Origin of the sequence: Alicyclobacillus hesperidum, assembly GCF_900107035.1 — a bacterium.
GTDB lineage: Bacteria > Bacillota > Bacilli > Alicyclobacillales > Alicyclobacillaceae > Alicyclobacillus > Alicyclobacillus hesperidum.
Map to the genome: position 1 here is coordinate 36,274 of NZ_FNOJ01000012.1, position 23,935 is coordinate 60,208.

Below are 23,935 nucleotides of genomic sequence, written 5' to 3' on the forward strand. Positions count from 1 at the left end.
CTGTATGCCCAATCGCCACCGCCGCCCAGATCCGACAGAAGCCTTACAACGCCTTGGCGTCCCTCGCGAAGTCGCAGAACTGTGTGAGTTGCCCGGCGTCGGCCCGAAGATTGCCGCCGACTTATATCGCCGTCATCGCATTGCAACGCTCGAGGGTTTGGCGGAAGCTGTGACCCGTTCGCCGCGCACATTCCAGTCCTATGGTCACAACACCGTCGATCGCTGGCAACGAGATCTCCCTGTCCTACTCGAACGTCGCCACAGCTGGCCCATCGCCCTCGCCGCTCCGCAAGCAGACGCCATCTGTGCAGAATTGGCGAACCTCCCCGGTGTCACGGCTGTATCCGTCACCGGCAGCGTGCGACGCCTTGCGGCCATGAATCGGTGTATCGAACTCGTGGTTGCATGTGCGGATCGATCCGCCCTTGATGCGTGGTGCCAGAAGGCTGGAGCTGTGACACGCATGCCTGCCGATTATCCATCGGCCATCGCAACCATCCGCTGCACGACAGGCCGTGGTGCGGACGAATTGCCGGTACTGATCCACGTCGCATTACCGGAGGCGTTTGCGGCGGCACTGTTGCAAAGCACCGGCGATCCGACTCACGTCGAAGTCGTCACGAAACTTTTGGCAGAGGCCGCTTTGACATGGAGCGAAGTGGGACTTATGCATCGCGAAACAGAATCCATTCCGATTGCGTCTGAGGCGGAACTATACGCCCGCATTGGCTTGCCCTGGTTGCCGCCTGAGCTGCGAGAAGGCGAAAGCATGCTGCAATCGCCGTCCTTCCTCATACAGCAAACGGATATTCGCGGCGATTTGCACATGCACAGCACGTGGAGCGACGGCTCGCTGACCATTGCCGAATTGGCAGAGACCGCCGAACGCATGGGCTACGAGTATATCGCTGTGACGGATCACTCGCAGTCGCTCACCATCGCCCATGGCTTGACACCGGATGATTTGCGGCGTCAACGCAGCGAGATCGAACAAGTGCGCCGGCGCGCCAAAGTCCGTATCTTGCACGGCTCGGAAGTCGACATTCTGGCGGACGGAAGGCTCGACTTCCCTGATGAGGTGCTTGCCGATCTCGACATCGTGATCGCCTCCATCCACACCGTGTTCACGCAATCGCGCGATACGATGACGCGGCGCATCCTGCGCGCTTTGGCGAATCCATACGTGCACATCTTGGCCCACATGCATGGCCGGCTGATTGGCAAGCGGTCCGGCTACGCGGTCGACACGGAACAGGTGCTTGCATCTGCAGCGCGCCATGGCGTGATGATTGAGCTAAATGCCAATCCAAATCGCCTTGACATCTGGGATGAATGGATTCGCAAGGCGGTGAAGCTTGGTATTGCTATCCCCATCGACACGGATGCGCACGAGCCCGGCGAGATGAATAACATCACTTATGGCGTCCGCATGGGTATCCGGGGGTGGCTACCCAAGGCCCAAGTGCCCAATACCTTGTCCTATGCAGAGCTTAAACAGCGACTCGACGCGCGACGGATGCAGGCATCGGTCAAAAGATAGATGCAGTTGATCACAAAGGTGTGGCAGATGTCCGAATTTCGCATGATAGCTCCTGACCTGCAGATGGAAAACCTGTAGACTAGCAGTTGTGAGCCGCCAACAGCGGATAGACAACGAAGCTAGGGGGCTTTGTGATGAAGTTCGTATACTGGGTGATTGCCGTTATCATCATCATCGGAGGTTGTCTGTGGCTATTTAACTGGTTGCGCAGGTCCGACAGGCCAAGCGATGACTATTTTGCATTACTCGAAAAGTTGCAGGCTCGTCCCGACGACAATGCCTTACGAGAACAAATTTATGCAGTAGGCCGCAAGTTCTACAAAACCCGAATGAGTGGAATTGACGATGCCATTCAAATGGATGTCGATCTCGCTTTGCGCGGGGAACTCAAAATGCCTGTCGACGACAGGTACTGAGCCGCCGGCAATGGCCGCCACAGTATGGAGACGGCCATTGCCACGCGTCGAAATCTCAGGCCACTTCCAGTTTGGCGACAATAGCCGCCAACACTTGCAGCAGCAACTGTAGCTGGACGGCCAGCTCCGTTGCAACCACCTGAACGCGCACTGCATACGCGTTGTCGACGCGAATCACGCGGCGAATCCGCTGTGCTGTGCAGATCCGTGCGAGCAGGTCTTCCGTCACCTGCGAAGCCGCGTTCCCATCAGCGACGGACACGCTGAGAACAATCGCCAAGGCTAATTCAAGAGCAGCTTGCAGCGATAGAGCCGCTTGCAAGTCGTGGCTGTTAATTTCGACGTTTGCCGAGTCTTTTACAATGATGTCTAGAATGGAAGACTCGTTGTCGTCGATTTCGAGAATCGCATTCTGTGCGATGCCGGGATCCCCTAATGGCAATTCGGCCTGCGGCAACTCGCACGACTTGTCGACGTCGTAGTCAAAATCCGATGCCATAGGGCGAACCGTTGTGCGTCCTGCGTTAAGCAGCGGCATACGGTTGTCATGTCGCCGACGCCGGACATGCCGGTGTTTGTTTTTCCCCTTCACAGAACAATGCCTCCTTCTTGGCCGTTTGCGCGGCCCTCGACGAGGGTCTGCTTCTGGAACGCCCAAACAAGCCGCCTTCTAGGTTTCGTTTCGCTCCCCGCGGTGGACGCTGCAGGATCCGTTTCCTCTGCATTGGACTCCGGCATTCCCATGCGTGCCATGGCGTCGCGATATGCCTCTTCCAATACAGCGCGGATGCGCTCCAGCCGCTGGTTGGGTTCCGCTTCGTGCATACGCTCCCCTCCGCCAATCACAGGATTTCAAGCTTTGCAATGAGCGCCAAAAGCACTTGCAGCAGCACTTGGATATTGACACTTGCTTCCGTTGCCGTCGCTGTGACCGTCACATTGCGGGAATTCTCGATGACGGTGCGTTGTTTAATGCTCTGGCGAGTCCGGATTCGTTCAAGCAAGTCCTGCGCGATGTTGTTGGCTTCATTGCCATCGGCGATCGCGATGCTCAACACGAGTGCAATAGCCAATTGAATGGCCACCTGGAGATTTACGGCCGCCTGTGTGTCGACCGTGGTGACGGTAATTTCACACGAGTCCTTAATCAGAATGTGCTCATCGTTGAGCTGCTCTGTGCGAGCCGATTCCGTCGCTCCCTGTGAGACCCCGCCAAGTGTTGTAGCACATGGATGTGCCTGTTGTGGATCGAGTGCAGACCAAGTTGTGTTGGTTGCCAATGTTCCTCACTCCTTCTGTGGAATTACCACACTGTATGGAGTTTCCTAATAAGCCGTAAAGGACAGGTTCCCTAGGACAAACTCGCCAAATTCCCGTGCCGTGCGTCATTTCTTTCGCTTCGTCTCTACGTCCTCACTTGAGGATACCTTTTGCGATTGCAGAAAGTCCTCGACTTGTGCCTGCAGCGTATGAACGAGATCGCGCAGTTTGTCCCGCTCTTCGGGCGAGATGGGCTTGCGTTTCGCTTGCGAGATGTCGTGCTTGCGAAACACGTCCTCAATAAGTAAATCCGTCAGGTTTTTCGTCACACTGTCCATGTCGTGCATGAGAGATGCCTCCTTAGACTCAGATGTCGAGCTACAGTATGCAGACATAGCCATCCTGTCCACGACGGCCGTCCCACTGACCCGTTAAAATGGTTGATGGTGGAATCGCCAATGCGAGAAACCGGGTCGCCTATGCACAAAAAAAACGTGCGGCCCTGAAAAGAACCGCACGCTTGCACACTTTTCCTTTATATTAATTATTCGGATGGGACTGGAAGTCGAATCACCACAGTCGTCCCTTTACCGGGCTTACTCGCGATTTCAAGCGACCCCTTGTGTTCTTCAAGAATGCGCCGGCAAATCAAAATGCCAAGTCCATTGCCACTCGCCTTCGTCGAATAAAACGGACTGCCAATGCGCTCGAGTTGCTCAGATGTCATGCCTGGACCTTCATCGGTAAATTTGACGACCACCTGGCCATCGTGCCGAAACGCACGCACAAATAGACGCCCGCCCTGCGGCATCGCCTCAATCGCGTTTTTCATCACATTGATAAAAACACGCTTTACTTGATTGGAGTCGCCTGTCGTCCATAAGGGTTCATCCCCGATTTGCCGGACGATCTCGACGCTATGCATGTTCGCTTGCGCGTGCAACAGCGCGATCGACTCCTCCAAGCGCTTTCGGACGTCCAGTTGACCGTGCGTAATAGGCTGCGGCTTGCCGAACAGCAGCATCTCCCCGACAACGGCCTGAATCGACTGAAGCTCAGACTCCATAATTTCGCAGTAACGCACACGATCCTCAGGTGCCGCCTGTGGCATCAACTTCGTGAAGCCAATGAGCGCCGTCAACGGATTGCGGATTTCGTGTGCGACGCTCGCCGCCAATTGGCCCAAAGCGGACAGCTTTTCCGCATCGTAAAGCATCCGTTGCGCTTGCGCCAGTTGACTTTCGGCACGCTTGCGCTCGGTGACGTCAAGATGCGCTGACATGATGGCGGTCTGTCCGCGATAGCGAATGGTGCGCGCGAGCAACGCCGTGACAATCTCGCGCCCGTCGAACGTGCGCATGCGCCGTTCAAGCAAAGGTTTGCTGGCTGCTCCAGTTCGCATGATCCATTCGATCTCGCGACGAACCTCATCGACATCATCTGGGTGGATCACATCGAAAACCGGTTTGCCCAAGATTTGCTCGACGGAAGCCGCACCGAGCATCCATACCGCTTCCCGATTGGCGTATACCCAGCGACCAGCGAGGTGCACGAAGATAGGAAATGGCGCATCATCCAGAAACGTTCGATATTCCAATTCAAGTCGGCGCGCTTGCCGCGATAAGCTGTACGTACAGACGGCGCCTATCGCGAGCATTCCGACAAACCGAAGCCAAACCGAGAATCCGGGCCATTGCTTGCCGTAAATGCTAGATAGCATATAGTTTGCTCCAAAGTGCCACACGAGCGCGGCCACGATAAAATACAAGGTGTACACCGCCGGCGCCATGCGGTCCACGCGTAACCGTCTCACGGAGAAGCGGACGTGATTGCCCGAATTGCGTGATACAAAACCTCATTGACCGGCGTGGGTATGCCTAGCTGACGCCCAATCTGACATACCTTCCCGGCCAACTGTTCAACCTCGGTGCTTCGTTTGGCCTCGACATCTTGCAACATCGACGTTTTCCCGGTTGGTGCCATCGCATGTAGCACATCATCAAAACGAGCGATATCATCTTCTGAAAGATCAATGCCAAGCCGTTGTGCGATGGCAATCACCTCGCGCATGGCCATCGCCATGACCGTATGCGCGTCTGTAGATTGCTGAAAAACCCCGTAGGGCGCTCGCAGAATCGCCGATGTTTGGTTAACGCCAACATTGACCATAAATTTCCACCAAATAGTGTGCAAAATATCCTCGGGAATTTCATAGCCAATGCCTGCGCGCTCAAACAGTTCACGCACACGCTCGACCGCTTCTGCTTGTTCGCCCGACGCATCCCCAAAGCTGATATAGCCCAGGTTGCTAAACGTCACATCTCTGCCGTTGCGAACGGCATCGATGGCGATGCAGACGGCATGCAGGATGGGATTGCGCGGGTAGGCAGCGCGGATGTCATCTTCACTTGCAATACCGTTTAACAGAGACATGAAGATGGTGTTGGGCCCGACTTGCCTGCGTATATCGCGCAGTGCCTGTTCCAAACCATCGTATTTAACCGCAATCAGAATCAGATCAGCCGGTTCCACATCTGCATCCGGGAGTACATAAGGAAACGCGATTTCTTGGCCGTTAACCACAACAGGACGCTCGCAGTATCGGCTTTTGCGTGTTTGGTCAACAACCACGCTCAACTCTGTCTCTGGAGCCACGAGCAGTCGACTGCCGTAAGCAGTTCCAACCGCCCCCAATCCAATCAGCGAAACGCGGCGAATTCGCTCCATTCTCAACTCACCTTTCTCCATCTCTAGCATACGACACGGTGCAAGCCCAAACATCTACAGATTAGGATACATGCGTCCTGTCACCGCATGTTTTTCTGCATTCTGTGTCAGGATAATGTACGTGGACAATTGCATAAAACCGAAGTTTGTATTTATAATTTTGCAGACTAGAATTCATAGGGGTGAAAATGTGAAAAAATCCATCATGTCTTTGACCACTGCAGCTGCCCTCGTCTGTGCGCTTGTCACAGGTTGTGGCACTGCGGCTTCGTCCGACAATACGGTCAGTTCCACCAATACAACTTCCAACACCGCAAATGCGGGTGCCGCCTCCATTTCGGGGACCAAAACGTCGGCACTTGGCTTAAACGCTGTCGTCAATCCCAATGCCATGCCAAAGCCTGGACAAGTCGTGATTGCTGTCGACGATACGTATCCGCCGATGGAGTATACCGATCCAAGCAACCCGAACAAACTGATTGGTTTCGATATCGATCTCGGCGACGCCTTGGCCAAGTACTTACACGAAAAGGTCGTCTGGAAGCCGACGTCCTTTGATGGTATCGTCGAAGGCCTGAAAGCAGGCAAATACGACATGGTCATCTCAACCTTGAACGATACGCCGCAGCGCGAAAAGCAAATCGACTTTGTCGACTACATGAGCTTCGGCCAAGTCATCGTCGTGAAAAAAGGACATGCAGGCAACATCAAGACCATTGCCGATTTGAAAGGAAAGAAAGTCGGCGTTGAAATTGGCACCACAAGTCAAGATGCCCTTCAAAAAGAAGGTGGCATCGACGTCAAGGAGTACAACACCTTCCCAGACGCATTTCAGGACTTGGCTGATGGCCGGTTGGCTGCCTGTGTCGTCGATGAAGTGGTCGGTCGCTACTACGTGAATCTACAGCCGAACAACTATCAAATAGCAGGTAAACCGTTCCTGTCCGAGCCTGTCGGCATCGGTATCAACAAAAAGAATGCCAGCCTCGACGCGAAGGTGAAAAAGGCCATTGCCCAAATGAAAAAGGACGGAACTTACAACAAGATTTATACGTACTGGTTTGGCGCTCAATAACGATAATCCATTCGCCCGCGTTCTGACGCGGGCGAGCGTTTGCTAAAGGAGTGTAGTATGAACTTCTTTCAATTTTTAGCGACGTACGCCGGGACTTTTGCGCAAGGCGCGCTTGTCACGGTCGAGTTAACCCTTTGCGGTCTTATTATCGGTCTTATACTCGGCGTCTTGGTTTCGTTGATGAATTTGTCACACATCTGGCCATTTCGCTGGTTCGCCCGGCTCTACACCTGGGTTGTTCGGGGCACGCCACTTCTGGTTCAGCTGTTCATCGTCTACTACGGCTTGCCACAAGTCGGGCTACAATTGACGCCATTTCTTTCGGCCATTATTGCGTTGGGATTGAACTCGGCAGGCTACGTCGCGGAAATTATTCGCGCTGGCATTCAGTCCATTGATCCTGGGCAAATGGAGGCCGCCGAATCACTCGGCATGCGCTATGGTCAGGCCATGCGCAGAATCATCTTCCCGCAGGCCTATCGCCGCTTATTACCGCCTATTGTCAATGAATTCGTCGCCTTGCTCAAAGACTCGTCACTCGTTTCAACCATCTCGATGACCGAGCTCATGCGCATTGGACAGACGGTGAGTTCCTCCACCTTTCTGCCCATGCAAAGCTACATCACGGCCGCTTTATTCTATTTAGCCATGACCAGTATTATCGTCTTCTTCTCAGGAAAACTCGAACGTTGGCTGGAGGTGCGCGGATAATGCCATCGGACGAATCAATCATCTTGCGCGGTCGCGCCGTGAGCAAGTCCTTCGGTCAGCTCGTTGTGCTTGATGGGATCGACATCGAGGTGCGCCGAGGCGAGGTCGTCGCCATCATCGGCCCCAGTGGCTCCGGCAAATCGACGCTCCTGCGCTGCTTTAACGGCCTGGAGACGCCGACAAGCGGCACCATCGAGGTGGCCGGTGAACCACTTAGCCGCAACCGGCGTCAACTGGCCAAACAGCGCGAACATCTTGGCATGGTATTTCAGCGATTTCACCTGTTCCCGCACCTGACAGCTCTGCAAAATGTGATGGAAGGCCCGCTGACGGTCAAGAAGATGGATCGCCGCCAAGCCGTGGACAGGGCCTACATGTTGCTTGAGAAGGTCGGTCTGCGCGACAAGGCCGACGCGTACCCATCGAAGTTGTCAGGAGGCCAACAGCAACGCGTCGCGATTGCGCGAGCCCTGGCGATGGAACCGGCCGTGATGCTACTCGATGAACCGACCTCGGCCCTCGACCCCGAACTGGTTGGCGAGGTGTTACAGGTCATTCAAAGCTTAGCCAGCGAAGGTATGACGATGCTTCTGGTCACCCATGAAATGGCGTTTGCTCGCCACGTAGCGGATCGTGTCATTTTCATGGCAGACGGAAAAATCGTCGAAGAAGGTCCGCCAGATACGTTGTTCGATCGGCCACAGTCGCCTCGCACACAGCAATTCCTGCAAAACGTAGCTCGGCCCGCACAGATGTGACGGGCCGAACTTTTTATGAACTTCTGACGCACAACTCATATTTTTGCGCCTTCTGGGGTATCCCTTACAGAAAAAGGAGGTTTTGCAGATGGACGAGGATACCCCGAAATTCGTCATTGAGCAAACGGTACAGCGCGTGGAGGCGCGCGAACTTCCGTCAGACCCCCAGGTGGCGGGTAACCTCGCGACCGCTGCCGAACGTCCTCGCGAGGAGGAAGAGGCATAGTCCAAAGGACTCTGCCTCCTTGCACATCTCCTTGTGGTACACTCATCACATCTTCATTTTGCGCTCTATATAGAGAGGAAGCGTGATGAACATGTCCCACCTCGTTCGCGTAACCCGCGGTTCCATCGACGAAAGTTGGCATGACGCGGCCGTCGTCGTGACACATGCAGAAGGTCGGCGTCTGGCGCACGCTGGCGAGATCGATTTTGTGACCTTCGCCCGCAGTTCATGCAAGCCCATTCAAGCCATCCCCACCGTCGAGGCAGGTGCGCTTGCCCGCTATCGCCTCGATTTGGCCGATCTCGCTCTATTCTGTGCTTCGCACAGCAGCGAGCATATCCATACGGATCGCGTGCAATCCATCCTCGACCGAATTGGCCTCGATGCTTCTCTGCTCGTCTGTGGGCCGCATCCGCCGCACAGCCACGAGACATACGAGGAGATCATCCGCAAGGGTGGAGAATTGACCGCTATACATAGCAACTGCTCGGGAAAACATGCTGGCATGCTCACCTATTGCGCAGCCACGGGATCTGATCCGGCAACGTACGCCGATGTTTCACATCCTTTACAACAAAAAATCCTGACAACGCTCGCTGAACTGGCCGAAGTCCCACAAGGCGACATCATCCTCGGTGTCGACGGTTGTGGCGTCCCTGTGCACGCCATACCGCTCGCCGCATGGGGGCGCGCCTTTGCAAAGTTTGTTCGCAATGGCGAGGCACACGGTCCGGCGATGCGCGAAATTCTTAAGGCCATGGGGAGCCACCCGGAGTTGGTGGGAGGCACGAAAGACCGCTTCGATACCGACCTGATGCGAGCGACTTCAGGACGCATCGTCGCCAAAGGGGGAGCCGAGGGATTCCTCATGATCATCGATACGGCGCAGCGTGCGTCCGTGGTCATCAAGGTGCGCGACGGCAACAGCCGTGCGATCCCGCCTATCGCGCTTCGCGTACTCCTCTCCCTCGACGCCCTTACGCCGACGGAACGCACCCAGTTGGCGCCATACGAGAGGCCCATCGTGCGCAATACGCAAGGACGGGAAGTCGGCGAAATCATCGCGGACTTTGAGCTCGTACGCGCATAATTCGCGCATCATCGGTTTCGCCACCTACAACCGTGCCCCGTCGTCATGGCTGTAGGTGAATTGATCAACCTTCCAATAGATGCAGGAACTTGTCAATCAATGTCGAACATCGTTGCCTTGGTGGTGATACGCGTGGCACTGGATCGTGACGATCAGCAATTGCGTCGATGGGAACGCAAAATTGCGTTTGGGTATCGCATGTTCATCGGGCTATACGCCCTTGCGGGTGCAAGTACCTTGCCCGTCGCGTGGCTGATCGCACGCGCCAGTTTTGTTTCATACGTGCAATCGCATCTGCTATACCCGCTTGTGTTGCTGGCTGTCGTGGAAGGCTGTGTGGAATGGGGCTTGAGTCGCCTGCGACGTGGTCGCCACACGCTCTTGATTGTCACAGGAGTCCTGCTGGCAAGCATTGCAATCTATTTTAATCCGCGGCTTCATGCAATCGAGTCGATTCTCTTACTGCCTATTTTGGCTTCTGTCTTTTTTCTGAGCCCGAAGAAAGTATGGCTCGCAGGCATTCTTGCCATGCTCGCAGAGTGTATTCTGTACTGGCTCAATCCGTTTCACGGCCATGAGTCGGGCACCACGCCATACGACTTGATCACGTTTATCGTGGAGCTTGTAGGCGAAACTGTTGTCTGCCATGGCATCATTGCGCGCGGGGCGGAAATTTGGGAGGAACTGCGCAAGCGTGGCCGTTTGGAAACAGAGCTTTTGGTGCGACAAATCGTCTCCGAGAAGGATGCCAAGACGGATGCTCTAACAGGTTTGTACAATCGCAAGTCGTTTAACGAGTATCTTGAATTTGCCCTGCGCATTAGCGCAGAGACGGATACGCCTCTGCATTTAGCCGTGATCGACATCGACAACTTCAAACAGGTCAACGACCGCCATGGCCATTTGGTGGGAGATGATATCCTGCGCCGCACCGCGCGGGCCATTGAATACCACCTGGCGGCCGGAGACTTTCTTGCTCGCTATGGCGGCGAAGAATTTGCACTCATCATCCCCGAAATGAGCCATGAAGAGGCGGTCGCCCATGTGGAGAAAATCCGCGAGAAAATCGCGAACATTCATCATGCAGAACTGACTACGCAGCACGCGACCGTCAGCATTGGACTCTGCACGTACGTGCCGGGCGAAGATAGCCAGGCCTTGTTTCAGCGCGCTGATCAATGCCTTTACCAAGCCAAAAAGTCTGGGAAGAACCGAACCATTGCACACCCCTGACAGCTCAGTCTTGCAAAGGTCCAAATTCAATTTCGCTCCATTCCTCGGTCTCACCCGAATCCCACTCGATGACCAGCGTCCTTAATAGACACGCCGGGTTCGTGATAATGCCAACCACTTGACCCGACTCGTCGCGCTCGGGGTGCTTGACGGTGTCACCAACGCACTTTCTCATCATACGTCCCCCCAACTTCTTGACGCTTGTAAACCTGAGCGCCACATATGTGCAGTCATGTCATTCCATCATACGCATCAACAAAAGGGGTTGTAAGCACTTTCAACTCTATGCTATCTTCATGAATGATGCAATGTTCATATGCCTCAGCCAGTTGTGCAAACGATTGCACAGACAAACCACTCTCTTCTCACCATTGCACACCCGCATCGACGCTTGCGGCAAAACAACACAAAGGGGGATTTTTGTGGGCCAAATCAAGAATACGACCATCGCAGCACTCATCGCCCTGTCCGCGGCTCTGCCAACAGCCGGTTCCGTAAAGCCAGTGCTCGCGGATGCAAACGATTCGACACCATCCATCCAAATTACGTCGGGAAACGACGCTAAGGCTGGCGTGGCGAGTGACACCCTCACCGTCGCCGTGAGTGGTATGGACATTGTCGGAACCACCCCAGACGTCACCTTGGCAGGCGCAGACGGCTCGACGCGCAATCTCACGACCGACACGACCGTCGCGGACAATTCGACACTGCATGTCGAATTGCCCATGGGGGACAGTGGTTTAGGGGCGGGCACGTATACCCTGACGGTCTCTGCTGGTGGCGCCAGCGCATCCGCGACGCTCACCATTGAGCCGTACACCAACGCAAGCACCATTCAGTGGGACGGTATCTACACGGACGATTCTGCAACCTACGTTTCGATCCCCAATCCAAGCCCGGGGCAAAACGTCACCATTCGCCTTCGCGCCTACAGCGGCAATTTGACCAAAGTCGTGCTGAAGGCGTACGACACTGCACAGAGCAAATCGTTTGACGTCGAAATGGCGCCGACGTCGACGTTTGGCCCTTATCAGTTGTGGTCGGCGACTGTGCCGGCGTCGAATGGAGGTACCATCTATTATCGGTTTGACCTGTATGATGGCAATGACTTCGCTTGTCTTTCCGGCGATGGTCTGCACACAAGCGACGACACGAATCAAAACTTCCCCCTCCCTGTAGGCGCTGTGACGCTGTCCACAACCGACGCAAATCCAGGAGACACGGTGACGGCCTCCGATCCCGTAGGGGATTTCTCGGGCAGCGGCCAGAGCCAAACGACCGTCAACTTCCTTGACCAAAGCGGGAACGTCGTCGCAACGACGACCGGATCAAACGCAAGCTGGTCGAGTGTCGATTTCACAGTGCCAAAAGATGTACCCAACGGACTCTACACGGTCGATCTCGATACCACCGCGAAAGACGCGGATGGTGTGACAAACGTCTCGCTGGATCGGCAGGTGCCACTTTTGGTCGGTCCGGAACCAGCCTGGATGCAGAGCTTTTACCACGACTCGTACAGTTCGTTTTATCGCAGTCCGTTTGGTGCTGTGGCCACCGGCACACCCGTGACCCTGCGCCTGCGTGGACCTGTAGATCTAAAATCGGCACTCCTTCGGCTATGGGGTGCAAACGGAAACGGGTCTGAACTCGACTTGCCGATGCAGCCACTCGCGATGTCCGCTACGGAGATCGAACAGGCAACAGGCACGCCCGATGCTACACAATACAGTTGGTGGACCGTGACCATCCCCGCCTCCGATGTGACCACTGCGGGAACCATGTGGTATCAGTTCGCAGGACAACTGGCAAGCGGCCAAACCGTGTACTACGACGACAACGGAAACCAGCTGGAGGGCCCTGGCCAACCGAGCTTTTCTGCCGGCGGGCCCAGCTATCAGTTATCTGTCTATAACCAAGGATTTACGACACCTGACTGGTTGAAACATGCGGTCATCTACGAGATTATGCCGGATCGATTCTACAACGGCGACATAGCGAACGACGAAAATCCAAAGACGCAAAAGGGTATCTACACCGATGCCGTTGGTCAGGAAACGCTGGGTCCTATTCAATTTCATCAGGACTGGAATAGTCAACCATATGATCCAAACATCCCAGCTTCCAGCGATCCAGCCATCCAGGCCCTGCGTGGCAACGGTCAATGGAACATCGACTTTTTCGGTGGCGACCTGAAGGGAATTCAGGATAAGCTCGATTACCTAAAAAGCCTTGGCGTCAATACCCTTTATCTCATGCCTGTGTTTGAGGCCGAGTCCAATCATAAATACGACACGGCCGATTACATGAAGATCGATCCGGGGTTTGGCACCGCCCAGGACTGGCTGAACCTCGCAAAGGCTGCCCATGCAGACGGATTTCACATCCTCCTGGACGGCGTGTTTGAAGACACCGGATCGGACAGCGTGTATTTCAACAAATTCAGCAACATGGGTAGCCTTGGCGCCTGGCAGGCCTATATGCAGAATCAACCGAATCTCTCGCCCTACTATAGCTGGTACGAGTGGACCAACAACCCAGCGAATCCGTACAACGGCTGGTGGAACAACGACACGTTGCCGCAGACAGATACGAATAACCCGTCATTTCAGCAATTTATTTACGGCGGCAAAGACGCCGTCGCGAAACACTGGTTGGCGCTTGGCGCCGATGGCTGGCGCCTTGATTCGGCGGACAACAGCAACTATAACGTCACTTGGTGGAGCAATTTCCGCAACGCCGTAAAATCTATTGATCCTAACGCCGCAATCGTCGGGGAAATATGGAACAATGCGACAAACGACAACGGCACGGACTGGCTCACCGGATCGACCTTCGACAGCGTCATGAATTACTCATTTCGCAACGCCGTGATCGACTTTTTCCGTGGAACGTACAACGACGGAAGCGTCCAACATCACGCGGTCGACGCGGCGGGATTCAACCAGGAACTGATGCGCCTGTACAGCGAGTATCCTTTGCAGTCGTTCTACGCGATGATGAACCTCGTCGACTCCCAAGATACGATGCGGATTTTGACGGTTCTCGAAAACGCGCCCGAGCCAGGCTCCATGAGCGCCTTGCAACAGGCCACCTACCAGCCCACGGCAACCGATCAACAACTGGGTATCAAGCGCTTAGAGCTCGTGTCTGACCTGCAGTTTGGCTTCCCGGGCGATCCGACCATCTGGTATGGTGACGAAGCGGGCGTTTCGGGTTACAGTGATCCGTTGTCCCGTGACACGTACCCATGGGGCCATGAAAATGAGACCCTGCTCAACCACTATCGCTTGCTTGGCGCGATTCGCGCGGCCAACCCCGTGCTGCAAACCGGCACGTTTACGCCCGTTTACGCCCAAGGCGAGGTCTATGCGTTCGCACGCACCATCCAAGGTGGCCAGGACGTATTTGGCAAACCCGCAGCCGATGCGTCGGCGATTGTGGCACTGAACAACCAAAACCAAACGCAAACCGTGAACCTTCCGGTTGCGGGCGTGATCGCCAATGGAACGAAGCTTCTGGACGAACTCAACGACCAATGGTACACCGTGGAGAACGGGGCTGTGCAGTTGACGCTGGCGCCATACGAAGGTGCTATTCTGGTCACGCCCACAGCGAATCCTGTCGCATACCTGCAGACAATCAATGGGCAAACCTCGATTGCCTGGACGCCGGTTGCTGGGGCGAACGGATACTTGTTGCTGCGACACCAAGGCGATGTATGGGTACCCGTAGGCCGCCCGCTTTCGGCGAACACGCTGTCTTCGCCGGTAACCCAAGGTGCAACCGCCGTCGACTATGCGATTGCGGCCCTGCCACCCGTGGCACCAGGCGTCGGCCTTAGCTTGGGCCAACCGCTACAGGCGGTTACGGTGCCGGCCGCATCCCTCGGTCAGCCCCAAGTGCAAGTGGATGTACAGCATAGCGGGGTCAGTCTGCACATCACACCGGTGCCAAACGCGACACAATATGTCGTCTATCTACAACAGCCCGATGGATCTTATCAGGCCGTCGCAACTGTGGCGGCACATGGCGATGTCCACCTCAGGTTGCCTGTGGCGCCTGGAACACAGTCCATATCCGTACGCGTGGCGGCGCAAAATGAAGACGGCCAGGCTGTGACCGATCCGATGGTGATTACGGTAAATCCATCCGCCAAAGCACAGCGCTAACCCACACAACAAACAGGGCGTAACCTGGTGGTTACTCGCCAGGTTACGCCCTGTTGTCTTGTCTTCCTATCATGCCAATCGGTTCAGGCTGATCTCGAAAGACGAGCCGCGGCCTATGGCTTCAGAAACCGTCCCATCGCGCCAGTGCATGCGAATTAGGCACTCCTCGTCCGCCTGCCCATAACCATCGTGGGTCGCATTCGCTCGCACGAGCACGTGGTCTGGGTGAAATTCCGCCGTGAGTTGGCGATCCCGATAGCGCCCCTCGCGATAGGCAAACGTCAACCCATCGTCCTCATAAAGGCGCCCTTCCCCAACTTCGCCCGCCTTACCCTCGTATATTTCCAAGGCCAGCTGACCGGGGCGATTACTCTCGCCGAGATCGACCGGAATGATGGACCCTGCTCGGACAAAAAGCGGTAATGTGGCAAGCGGCGCATCGACCAAGACGTGCCGCCCCCCTTCAAGGTGTTCACCCGTCCAGTAGTTCACCCACGTTCCCGCTGGCAGATAGACGGCTCGACAGCGCAGATCTGGACGACACACAGGAGCGACGAGGATATCGCAGCCGACAAGAAATTGATCGTCAAGGTTGTAGGTCGCGGGATCGTCAGGATATTCGAGCACCAGCGGCCGCATGATGGGAACGCCTGTTTCACTTGCTTCCCGGAACAACGTGTACTGGTATGGCAAGAGTCGATAGCGAAGGCGAATATACTTGCGCACGATGTGCTCAATGTCTTCGCCAAACGACCAGGGCTCCTGACGCAGCGTCTCCAGAGCGCTGTGGTTGCGGAAAAACGGGAAGAACGCGCCCATCTGGGTCCACCGTGCCAGCAATTCACCGGTCGTATGATGCGCGAATCCCCCGACGTCCGGGCCGCCAAACGCAATACCGGACATCCCCATGTTTAAGACCATCGGGATAGCCATCGCCATGTGTTCCCAGAAGCTGCGATTGTCTCCGGTCCACACTGCCGCATACCGCTGTACGCCACTGTACCCCGCGCGCGTCAGAAGAAATGGGCGCTCGCCGCCGAGTTTTTCGGCGAGTCCTTCGTATGTCGCTTTCGACATCAGCATGCCATACAAATTGTGCAATTCCCTGTGCGTGCGCGGATAACCGTTGTTGCGGTGCATCACCTCGATATCCATCGTCTTCGTCTCGTTGAAGACGGCCGGCTCATTCATGTCGTTCCAGATGCCGCGAATGCCTCGTTGCAAGTAGAAGTCGTGTTGATCCGCCCACCAGCGCCCAACGCGATCGTCCGTGAAATCAGGAAACGCACTCGGCCCCGGCCACACATCGCCGATAAAGATGTCGCCTTCGACCGACTTGCAAAACACGTCGTTGGCGATCCCGTCGCGATACACGTGATATTCTGGGTCTCGCTTGACCCCCGGATCGACAATGGTCACGACGTTAATGCCCATGTCCCGCAGTTCGTCGCACATCTGTTGCGGATTCGGAAACCGATTTCGATCAAACGTAAACACGCGATAGCCGTCCATATAGTGAATATCCAAGTAAATGGCATCCAGCGGGATCTCCTTGTCTTGAAACGTATGCGCTAATGCCAATACTTCGTCCTGCGTCTCGTAACTGTACCTAGACTGGTGGTAGCCCATAGCCCAACGCGGTGGCAACTCTATGCGCCCCGTCAACCGCGTGTATGCCGAGATCACATCTTTAAGCGTCGGCCCTGCAAACAAATAGCAATCAAAGCCGCCCGTCGCGGCCGACACCTCGTAGGCGGGAAAGCGCGATCGAAAATCGAACTTCGTCTTGCCTGGATTGTCGAGGAATAGGCCCGACGCAACGCCCGCATCAAAGCGAATGACGAATGGAATGGAGACGTACAAGGTCTCTATTTCTGGAACATGCGGGGCATACACGTCCGAGTTCCACATCGTGTAGGCTTCGTGACGCTTATCAAGACCCCCTGCTTCCTCCCCGAGCCCATAAAAACGCGTGGCCGGGGCCGCTTGCAACACGGCACCCACACCGCCTGTGGCCGGTGAAAACAGTTGCATCCCTGCCGCAGTCACGCTGCCCCTGCTATCGGTGACGTCAAACTTGCCAAGTTGCCGGTCAATCCTTACCGTCCACGACTCGAGGCGAAGTGTGACCTCCTCATCCGTCTCCTCGACGGCACACCTGCCTGCCCTAGACTGCACTGCATCCGGCAGCACCGCGACGGTGGAAGCAGGAATATGTCCACTGTCGTCACACAATACCAAACGCAGGATGTCGTTTGAGATGGCCTGTAACGCCAATTTGCGCTGTCCCAGCGTCAGCGTGACACCCCAGTCATGCGCATGCCATCCCCCCAAAGGTGCAAGTGCTCGCTCTGCGAGCACCGGTTGTTTCACTCGATCCGGTTTGATCGATTCACTTGTCTGCATGTCTGCACCTCGTCTCTAGCATTCACTCCGTGTCGGGCGTTCTTCGCGCCCGCTCATCGCCAAACTGTAATTGCACAACCTTCGCTGAATGCCAAAGCCTGCTCGCCTTGCGCAACATAGGGCTCTGTTTGTTCAGCGAAAAGGACCCTGGCCGTTTTCGGTATTCCCGCTCCAAGGCGGTCGATCGCCGCAAACTGAACCCACACGCGCTCCCCCGTTTGCCCTTCGCGGACATAGCGCAACAAGCCGGGTTCCGCACACTCCACCCGCATGAGCCCACCCGCCAAGGCCGGTTCCGAGAGTCGCAGCTTGACCAACCGCTTGACAACGTCAAGCAACGCCTTGTCCCGGCGGTCGTCGTCCCAAACCATGCCTCCGCGGCACAGCGGATCGGCCCCACCTTGCATGCCGATCTCGTCGCCGTAGTAAATCATCGGAATCCCCGGAGCCGTCATCAGCAACGCCATGGCCTGCACGACAGCCGCAACCGATCCGCCGGCCAACGTTCGTATCCGCTCGGTGTCGTGGCTTCCTAACAAATTGAGCATCGCGCGTTGGGCTTGCGCGGGATAAGCAAATTGCCAGTCCGTGACGCGCTTTGCGAACTCGTCCTCCGTTACCCTGCCGCGTACAAACAAGTCGAGGATGCACTCGCGCAGCGGATAATTCATGACGCCGTCGAATTGATCTCCTTGCAACCAGGGCAAGCTGTTGTGCCATACTTCGCCGATGATCAAGGCATCCGGTTTTAATCGCTTGATCGTTTCGCGAAACTTCCGCCAAAAGACGTGATCGATCTCGTTGGCAACATCCAACCGCCACCCGTCGATGTCGCACTCTTCCAGCCAATATTCGGCCACCTTGAGCATGTAGCGCTCGACCTCTGGATGAGCGAGGTTGAGCTTTGGCATATTGCGCAATTTGGTCGCGAACGTCTCATAATTGACCGCTTCGGTGTCAATCTCATCGCCCTCGATAAAAAACCAGTCCCAATAGCGAGACCTGCGGCCATTGCGAATGACATCCTGAAACGGCCGAAAGGAATATCCGCAATGATTCAACACGGCGTCGAGCACGACGCGCATCCCCCGCGCATGTGCATCAGCCACCAAAGCCCGTAAATCGTCCTTGGTACCAAACTGCGGATCGATCTCAAAGTAGTCCGCTGTATCGTACTTATGGTTCGATCCCGCCCGGAAAATGGGGGTTAAGTAGATAAGGCGAATCCCTAATTCATGCAGGTAATCGAGTCGCTGCCGGATGCCTGCTAAATCGCCGCCGTGAATGCTGGTGGAAGTGGGCGTGTCGTACCAACCACACGCACCATCCGGTGTCAGCAGCGGATTGCCGTTTGCAAAACGCTCGGGGAAGATTTGATATGCTACCGTTTGATCCACCCAATCCGGTACGGTAAAGACATCGCGCTTGCAAATGTACGGAATATAAAAGGGCACCGCTTCATCACGCTCGCGCGCCCACCCCATCTCTCCGAACCACTGTGATACGTTCTCAGCCAAAACAACCTCAAACGCGTATTTCAAGCGCCGTGTCGGCACCGGCACATCCGCGACAAAGTAGTCAAAGTGTGTACCTTGCCCCGCGCCTTGCATGGTCAGTACGTCGGTGTAAGTGGTCTCATACTTATCTCCGTAATGTACCCTTATCTCCTGCATCCGGTAAGGCCTATGCACCTGCACAACAAGGCGGACAACCTTTTGCCCAAGCGGGTACGCAAAGGGATTATTTGACTGATGCTGTAAACCAATGTCCATCGGGTCATCTCCTTACCCATTGCGCGCTGCGGCGTGAGCGCCGCAGGAATAGCGAATGACCAACTCAAAGTCTACGATTTCCGAAATGTAAGCCGGGCTCCCCGACTCGATCTGTTTCAATAGCAGTTCGGCACAACGCACCCCTAGTTCATGCATGTTGACACGGACGCTCGTCAACGCGGGATTGGCCAATTCCGCTAAGCGAATGTCATTAAACCCGACAATCGCCAACTCCTCAGGCATGCGAAAGCCGAGTTCAGCCGCAGCGCGCATGCCGCCAAACGCGAGAACGTCATCGGATGCAAGCACTGCCGTCGGACGATCCGACATCGCCAAGAGCCGCATCATGCCCAGATAACCGCCTTGTTCAAGGAAAAAGCTCGATACTTCAAGTCTTGGATCCGGTTCAATCCCCGCCTCCAGCAGTGCATTGCGATAGCCTGTAACGCGGTCAATCGTAACCACCATTTCGGAAGCGCCGCCAAGAAAACCAATGCGCCGGTGTCCGAGGTCGATTAAGTGTTTTGTGGCGCAGTGTGCGGCCTTCACATTGTCGTTGTTCACCCAACTCACAGGAATCGGATCAGCAGGACGGCCGAGTAGCACAGCCGGGAACTTCTGGTCAGACACGCGGCGCAATACCGGATCGCCCGGGCGCGTGCCCAAGAGCAACAGCCCATCGACACGCCGACCACGCACCATGCGATCGACGACCTCTTCCTCGTCGCGAGCAGACGTCGAGAGCACCGTATCGACGCCGTGCTCGCGCGTCACTTCGGACACCCCGCTCATCCACTCGGCAAAGAACGGGTTGACGAAAAACTGATTCATCGAGGGGGGAATCAAGATCCCGATAGCGCCAGTGCTATTGGTCACCAATCCGCGTGCAAACACGTTTGGATGGTAATCGAGTTGTTCGAGAGCCTCGCGCACACGTCGCTTTGTCTCTTCCGATATCCGCGACGAATTCGAGAGCACCCGCGATACAGTCGACGGTGACACATTGGCCAAGCGTGCTACATCTTTGATGGTAGCCATGGCGTTGATCCCCTCTCAAAACACAAATTAGCTTGTCATTATCCTTTCACCGATCCGGCGACCAAGCCGGTCGTCAAATACTTTTGCGCCAACGCGAACACGGCGGCGAGCGGAACGGCAGACAAAAGCGCCGCAGCGGCAAACTCACCCCAGTTCTTTGCGAACTGGCCGCTAATCAAATTGTACATGCCGACGCCGAGCGTGTAGTTGCTAGGCGACTGCAAAATGGTTCCCGCAAACAGGTATTCGCCGAATGCCCCGACGATCGTCAAGAAGAATATAACGACGAGCATCGGCAAACACAGCGGCAACTGTACGCGAATGAACCGTTGCCACGTGTTTGCACCATCGATCAGGGCCGCTTCGTCGAGTTCCTTCGGAATTGAATCCATGAACCCTTTTAACAACCAGACGTTGAACGCGCTAGCCCCCAACATCACCAGAATATAGGATCCAAGATAGTCGATCATGTTCAATTTGGCGAGCGCAGAATAAAACGCCGCGATCGACAGGATGTTCGGAAACATTTGTAACAACAAGAGCACCATTAAACCGTATTTACGCCCGTAAAACCGAAGTTTGGAAAACGCGAATGCGGACAGAGCCGTAATGAATGATTGGGCAATCGCGACCGTTAAGCCAACGAACAAGCTGTTGCGCACCCAAACGAGGAACTGGCCGCCTTGAAACAGCGCTCTGTAGTTCGCAAATGTCGCGTGTGCCGGGAAAAACGACACTGAGATGTACGAATTCGACGGATCAAATGACGCTGTGAAAACGAACCACATCGGGATGAGCACGACGATGATGACAGCCCAGATAATGACGCGCGATATCCAAAGGCGCAACAGCTGCCCGGGCTGCAAGCCCCGCTTGCGCGGGCGCGGCGAGGCTCCCGCTTGTGAAAGACTGCCATGCGTGACCGCCATTAGGAATCGACCTCCTGGAACGCCCCGGTGTAGCGCATCTGGAGCCAACTGATAAACGCGACGAGAATAAAGAGCAAAACAGCGATGGCAGAGCCGAGATCGTAACGGTTAAACGACAAGGTCATTTTGTATGCGGCTGAAGCCAGAATGTCAGTTTGCCCAAGGAACGGATTGTTCGAATTCGGTGGACCACCGCCAGTGAGCAGGTAGGTCGCATTGAAATTGTTAAAGTTGTACGAAAACGACGGAATTAACAGAGGCAAGGAAATACGCCAGACAGATGGCATCGTCACGTACCGAAAGACCTGTGTCCAGGTGGCGCCGTCGATTTCCGCTGCCTCGTACTGATCCGTCGGGATCGACTGCAATGCACCTAGACAAACCGTCATCATATATGGAAATCCAGCCCATACGTTTGCGATGATGATGGCCACGCGGGCCCATGTCGCATTGGTCAACCACGGAATGCGTGGCAAACCGAAAACGCCGTGGAGAAGGCCATTGATCTGGCCGTATTGGTCGTTGAGCAGCCCCTGCCAGGCAAGCATTGTGATGAGCGTGGGAACGGCCCAGGGAATGATGAGCAAGGTCCGATATAGCGTGGCTTCCCGCATATGTTTGTTATTTAATAACACCGCAAGTGCAAGCCCGACCAAGTAGCTGAAACCAGTGGCACATAACGCGTAGACGATGGTCCAAATGAGCGTCGGTATGAACAAATTCGATAGCGGATCGTGCGGGTTGAGCAGCTCTTTATAGTTCTGCAGGCCCACGAACTGATACGAAGTAAAGTGCATCTGATTAAAATTTGTAAACGAGATATAAATCGTATAGAAGATCGGGACAATACTTAAAACGCATATCGTCACGAGCGCCGGAGATAGATATCCGTACGCCACCCAATCCACTTTGCGGCGCCGCTTGCGAGCTACTGGTGTCGTTCCCGTCTGTGCAACAGCAGCCACGTGTACCACCTCCAGATATAGCAAGAGCCGACCAGCGGGGCGGCCGGCTCCTGAAACAAGCTGTCACGACGGTTTATCCTTGGGCCAAGATACCCTTTTGAATGTTTTGCACAAAGTCCTTACCGCCTTGTTGCGGCGACACCTTTCCCGCGATGATGTTTTGCAGGATGGTGTCCGCTGTCCACACAGCTTGCATCTGTGGGATGTTCGGCATCGGCACCGAGTTTTTCAAAGCCGTTGTGAACGCCTTAAATGCAGGATTGTTTTGTACGGCTGGCGATTTCTGTACACTCACAAGAGCCGGGATCTGTTGTGAATCCGAGAAGTACGTTTTTTGCGCACTCGCATTGGTCAAAGCCTGCACCAGACTCCAGTCCGCTGGCTGCGTCTTGCTTTCCTTGTTGACAAACGCCGTAATCACCCCGAGGAACGGAGTCGCAGGTTTGCCGTTTGGCAACGTCGGCCATGGCGTAATGCCGTAGTCGATCTTTGCCTTCTCGATGTCGCCGGTATCCCACGGACCACTGACATACATGCCAATCTTGCCGGCCAAAAACTGCGCCTTGGCGATAGAACCGTTCACGCTTGGCGTCATCCACTTGTATTTGCTGTCCATGTCATGCATCAACGCATACGCTTTGACCGATCCGCTGTTGTCAAGGCCAATATCATTGGGATTTAACGTGCCGTTTGTATCCTTGAACACATAACCGCCCATACCGCCAATCAGCGCATAGTCAAAATATAAGTTTGCCTGATCATACATGAAGCCATGCGCATTCGCGTCCTTCACAAACGCAGCCCAGGTGGTCGGTGCTTGGGGCACCAATTTTTTGTTGTAGTACAGAGCCGCAACCTGCACAGAGACCGGAACAGAGTATATCGTGCCATTGACTTTCACGGCGTCCAAAGTATTTGCCGCATACGCTTTCGTATTGATAATGCCGTTTGGCACGGACGCCATCAGACCTTCTTCGGCGAACGTCCCGTTGTTGTCATGCGGCATGCCAAACACAACATCGGGGCCTTTGCCCGTGCGCGCCGCCGTCGCGTAAAACTGAAATCCCTTAGGATTGGAGCTTTGGTCGACGACATTGACCTTGTCGCCATGTTGCTTTGCCCATGCCTGCGCAATTTTCTTGACATCGGTGAGCTGAGGACCACCGGCCCAAGACCAGACGGTGATGGTCTGCCCTTTGGGCAACGTGCTGGCGGCGCCAGTATCGGCTTGGCCTGTGCTGGTGTTTGCAGCATTGGCTGTGTTTGTGCCGCCGTTTGTGCCGCAACCGGCTAAAACGCCGCCGGCTAGCGCAAACGCCGCCACACTCGTCGTGACGATTTGCCACTTTTTCATCTCAAAACTCCCCCTTGAAATACACAATTCTTCTTTCCCTAGGACTGAACGAGATGATGCAAACGTTTGCACGTAGTATACCGCTTACACAAGGCGCGATCAAGAGTCAATTTTGTCTTTCTATATCCACAAATCATTTTCATAACAGGTGTATGAATAGCGCAATACCGTTTTACTGAGGAAGGCGCCTTCTGTTCAAACGTTACCACATGCACGAACGATTGATGGGTAACCCACAGGCAATGGGCACCCTGTGTGCCACGTTT

The 23,935-nt window shown here is 55.1% G+C and carries 22 protein-coding genes; 9 read left to right on the forward strand and 13 right to left on the reverse strand.

All coding sequences use genetic code 11. The annotated features are described in order from the left end of the window. The first annotated feature begins 4 nt into the window (after window positions 1-4). Both BLU70_RS09845 and BLU70_RS09850 read left to right on the forward strand, forming a co-directional pair. Window positions 5-1,540, forward strand: a complete 1,536-nt coding sequence (locus BLU70_RS09845) for a DNA polymerase/3'-5' exonuclease PolX (RefSeq protein ID WP_074693347.1) — start codon at window positions 5-7, stop codon at window positions 1,538-1,540. A 134-nt stretch (window positions 1,541-1,674) separates the two neighbouring features. Further along, the gene (locus tag BLU70_RS09850; protein ID WP_074693348.1) at window positions 1,675-1,956 is read left to right on the forward strand and encodes a hypothetical protein; all 282 of its coding nucleotides are present in this window, start codon (window positions 1,675-1,677) and stop codon (window positions 1,954-1,956) included. Window positions 1,957-2,011: 55 nt separating this feature from the next. Here BLU70_RS09850 and BLU70_RS09855 read toward each other — a convergent pair whose 3' ends face one another. From BLU70_RS09855 to BLU70_RS09880, 6 genes are all read right to left on the reverse strand, one after another. Next, window positions 2,012-2,548, reverse strand: a complete 537-nt coding sequence (locus BLU70_RS09855) for a spore coat protein (protein WP_052012197.1) — start codon at window positions 2,546-2,548, stop codon at window positions 2,012-2,014. Beyond that, the gene (locus tag BLU70_RS09860) at window positions 2,545-2,781 is read right to left on the reverse strand and encodes a hypothetical protein (protein ID WP_006445974.1); all 237 of its coding nucleotides are present in this window, start codon (window positions 2,779-2,781) and stop codon (window positions 2,545-2,547) included. The genes BLU70_RS09855 and BLU70_RS09860 overlap by 4 nt, the downstream gene beginning before the upstream one ends. A 17-nt stretch (window positions 2,782-2,798) precedes the next feature. Next, window positions 2,799-3,236 (reverse strand): spore coat protein, encoded by a 438-nt coding sequence (locus tag BLU70_RS09865; protein ID WP_006445975.1) that lies wholly within the window; start codon window positions 3,234-3,236, stop codon window positions 2,799-2,801. 105 nt (window positions 3,237-3,341) lie between these two features. Continuing rightward, a complete protein-coding gene (locus BLU70_RS09870) occupies window positions 3,342-3,563 on the reverse strand; it encodes a hypothetical protein (RefSeq protein ID WP_074693349.1) in 222 nt (73 codons plus the stop codon). Between the two features lie 197 nt (window positions 3,564-3,760). Then, window positions 3,761-5,005, reverse strand: coding sequence for an ATP-binding protein (locus BLU70_RS09875; protein WP_244885177.1), 1,245 nt, complete (start codon window positions 5,003-5,005; stop codon window positions 3,761-3,763). Between the two features lie 20 nt (window positions 5,006-5,025). Further along, window positions 5,026-5,943, reverse strand: a complete 918-nt coding sequence (locus BLU70_RS09880) for a ketopantoate reductase family protein (RefSeq protein WP_074693351.1) — start codon at window positions 5,941-5,943, stop codon at window positions 5,026-5,028. 190 nt (window positions 5,944-6,133) lie between these two features. Here BLU70_RS09880 and BLU70_RS09885 point away from each other — a divergent pair, with 190 nt between their 5' ends. The 6 genes from BLU70_RS09885 to BLU70_RS09905 all read left to right on the forward strand — a co-directional run bounded on the left by BLU70_RS09885 (window position 6,134) and on the right by BLU70_RS09905 (window position 11,036). Continuing rightward, on the forward strand, window positions 6,134-7,018 hold the full coding sequence (locus tag BLU70_RS09885) for a substrate-binding periplasmic protein (protein ID WP_040288686.1): 885 nt from the start codon (window positions 6,134-6,136) through the stop codon (window positions 7,016-7,018). 57 nt (window positions 7,019-7,075) lie between these two features. After that, a complete protein-coding gene (locus tag BLU70_RS09890) occupies window positions 7,076-7,729 on the forward strand; it encodes an amino acid ABC transporter permease (RefSeq protein WP_006445980.1) in 654 nt (217 codons plus the stop codon). Further along, on the forward strand, window positions 7,729-8,487 hold the full coding sequence (locus BLU70_RS09895; protein ID WP_244885174.1) for an amino acid ABC transporter ATP-binding protein: 759 nt from the start codon (window positions 7,729-7,731) through the stop codon (window positions 8,485-8,487). Before BLU70_RS09890 ends, BLU70_RS09895 begins: the two co-directional genes overlap by 1 nt. 88 nt (window positions 8,488-8,575) lie before the next feature. Beyond that, a complete protein-coding gene (locus BLU70_RS14615) occupies window positions 8,576-8,713 on the forward strand; it encodes a hypothetical protein (protein ID WP_157785442.1) in 138 nt (45 codons plus the stop codon). A gap of 85 nt (window positions 8,714-8,798) precedes the next feature. Next, window positions 8,799-9,803 (forward strand): asparaginase, encoded by a 1,005-nt coding sequence (locus BLU70_RS09900; RefSeq protein WP_244885175.1) that lies wholly within the window; start codon window positions 8,799-8,801, stop codon window positions 9,801-9,803. A 132-nt stretch (window positions 9,804-9,935) separates the two neighbouring features. After that, a complete protein-coding gene (locus tag BLU70_RS09905; RefSeq protein ID WP_176780880.1) occupies window positions 9,936-11,036 on the forward strand; it encodes a GGDEF domain-containing protein in 1,101 nt (366 codons plus the stop codon). A gap of 4 nt (window positions 11,037-11,040) precedes the next feature. Here the strand turns inward: BLU70_RS09905 and BLU70_RS14620 are convergent, their stop codons facing one another. Beyond that, entirely contained in the window at window positions 11,041-11,211 is a 171-nt protein-coding gene (locus tag BLU70_RS14620; RefSeq protein WP_157057201.1) for a hypothetical protein, read from the reverse strand. Between the two features lie 247 nt (window positions 11,212-11,458). Between BLU70_RS14620 and BLU70_RS09910 the strand changes: the two genes are divergently transcribed. Further along, on the forward strand, window positions 11,459-15,205 hold the full coding sequence (locus BLU70_RS09910; RefSeq protein WP_244885176.1) for a glycoside hydrolase family 13 protein: 3,747 nt from the start codon (window positions 11,459-11,461) through the stop codon (window positions 15,203-15,205). 69 nt (window positions 15,206-15,274) lie between these two features. On the opposite strand, the gene BLU70_RS09915 is transcribed toward BLU70_RS09910, so the two are convergent. From BLU70_RS09915 to BLU70_RS09940, 6 genes are all read right to left on the reverse strand, one after another. After that, complete coding sequence (locus tag BLU70_RS09915; protein ID WP_074693352.1) at window positions 15,275-17,611, reverse strand: glycoside hydrolase family 31 protein; 2,337 nt, start codon at window positions 17,609-17,611, stop codon at window positions 15,275-15,277. A gap of 53 nt (window positions 17,612-17,664) precedes the next feature. Then, a complete protein-coding gene (locus BLU70_RS09920) occupies window positions 17,665-19,383 on the reverse strand; it encodes a glycoside hydrolase family 13 protein (RefSeq protein WP_074693353.1) in 1,719 nt (572 codons plus the stop codon). Between the two features lie 12 nt (window positions 19,384-19,395). Next, on the reverse strand, window positions 19,396-20,421 hold the full coding sequence (locus BLU70_RS09925) for a LacI family DNA-binding transcriptional regulator (protein ID WP_074693354.1): 1,026 nt from the start codon (window positions 20,419-20,421) through the stop codon (window positions 19,396-19,398). Between the two features lie 38 nt (window positions 20,422-20,459). Next, window positions 20,460-21,350, reverse strand: a complete 891-nt coding sequence (locus BLU70_RS09930) for a sugar ABC transporter permease (protein WP_074693355.1) — start codon at window positions 21,348-21,350, stop codon at window positions 20,460-20,462. Next, window positions 21,350-22,315, reverse strand: a complete 966-nt coding sequence (locus BLU70_RS09935) for a carbohydrate ABC transporter permease (RefSeq protein ID WP_081503867.1) — start codon at window positions 22,313-22,315, stop codon at window positions 21,350-21,352. The genes BLU70_RS09930 and BLU70_RS09935 overlap by 1 nt, the downstream gene beginning before the upstream one ends. A gap of 73 nt (window positions 22,316-22,388) precedes the next feature. Further along, complete coding sequence (locus BLU70_RS09940) at window positions 22,389-23,669, reverse strand: sugar ABC transporter substrate-binding protein (protein ID WP_074693356.1); 1,281 nt, start codon at window positions 23,667-23,669, stop codon at window positions 22,389-22,391. Window positions 23,670-23,935: the final 266 nt, after the last annotated feature.

Coding starts and splice junctions, on each gene's coding strand:
- BLU70_RS09860 (WP_006445974.1), bottom strand. CDS start 2,781: ATGCACGAAGCGGAACCCAACCAGCGGCTGGAGCGCATCCGCGCTGTA.
- BLU70_RS14620 (WP_157057201.1), bottom strand. CDS start 11,211: ATGAGAAAGTGCGTTGGTGACACCGTCAAGCACCCCGAGCGCGACGAG.
- BLU70_RS09880 (WP_074693351.1), bottom strand. CDS start 5,943: ATGGAGCGAATTCGCCGCGTTTCGCTGATTGGATTGGGGGCGGTTGGA.
- BLU70_RS09940 (WP_074693356.1), bottom strand. CDS start 23,669: ATGAAAAAGTGGCAAATCGTCACGACGAGTGTGGCGGCGTTTGCGCTA.
- BLU70_RS09870 (WP_074693349.1), bottom strand. CDS start 3,563: ATGCACGACATGGACAGTGTGACGAAAAACCTGACGGATTTACTTATT.
- BLU70_RS09890 (WP_006445980.1), top strand. CDS start 7,076: ATGAACTTCTTTCAATTTTTAGCGACGTACGCCGGGACTTTTGCGCAA.
- BLU70_RS09875 (WP_244885177.1), bottom strand. CDS start 5,005: ATGGCGCCGGCGGTGTACACCTTGTATTTTATCGTGGCCGCGCTCGTG.
- BLU70_RS09895 (WP_244885174.1), top strand. CDS start 7,729: ATGCCATCGGACGAATCAATCATCTTGCGCGGTCGCGCCGTGAGCAAG.
- BLU70_RS09845 (WP_074693347.1), top strand. CDS start 5: ATGCCCAATCGCCACCGCCGCCCAGATCCGACAGAAGCCTTACAACGC.
- BLU70_RS09850 (WP_074693348.1), top strand. CDS start 1,675: ATGAAGTTCGTATACTGGGTGATTGCCGTTATCATCATCATCGGAGGT.
- BLU70_RS09900 (WP_244885175.1), top strand. CDS start 8,799: ATGAACATGTCCCACCTCGTTCGCGTAACCCGCGGTTCCATCGACGAA.
- BLU70_RS09930 (WP_074693355.1), bottom strand. CDS start 21,350: ATGGCGGTCACGCATGGCAGTCTTTCACAAGCGGGAGCCTCGCCGCGC.
- BLU70_RS09915 (WP_074693352.1), bottom strand. CDS start 17,611: ATGCAGACAAGTGAATCGATCAAACCGGATCGAGTGAAACAACCGGTG.
- BLU70_RS09925 (WP_074693354.1), bottom strand. CDS start 20,421: ATGGCTACCATCAAAGATGTAGCACGCTTGGCCAATGTGTCACCGTCG.
- BLU70_RS14615 (WP_157785442.1), top strand. CDS start 8,576: ATGGACGAGGATACCCCGAAATTCGTCATTGAGCAAACGGTACAGCGC.
- BLU70_RS09920 (WP_074693353.1), bottom strand. CDS start 19,383: ATGGACATTGGTTTACAGCATCAGTCAAATAATCCCTTTGCGTACCCG.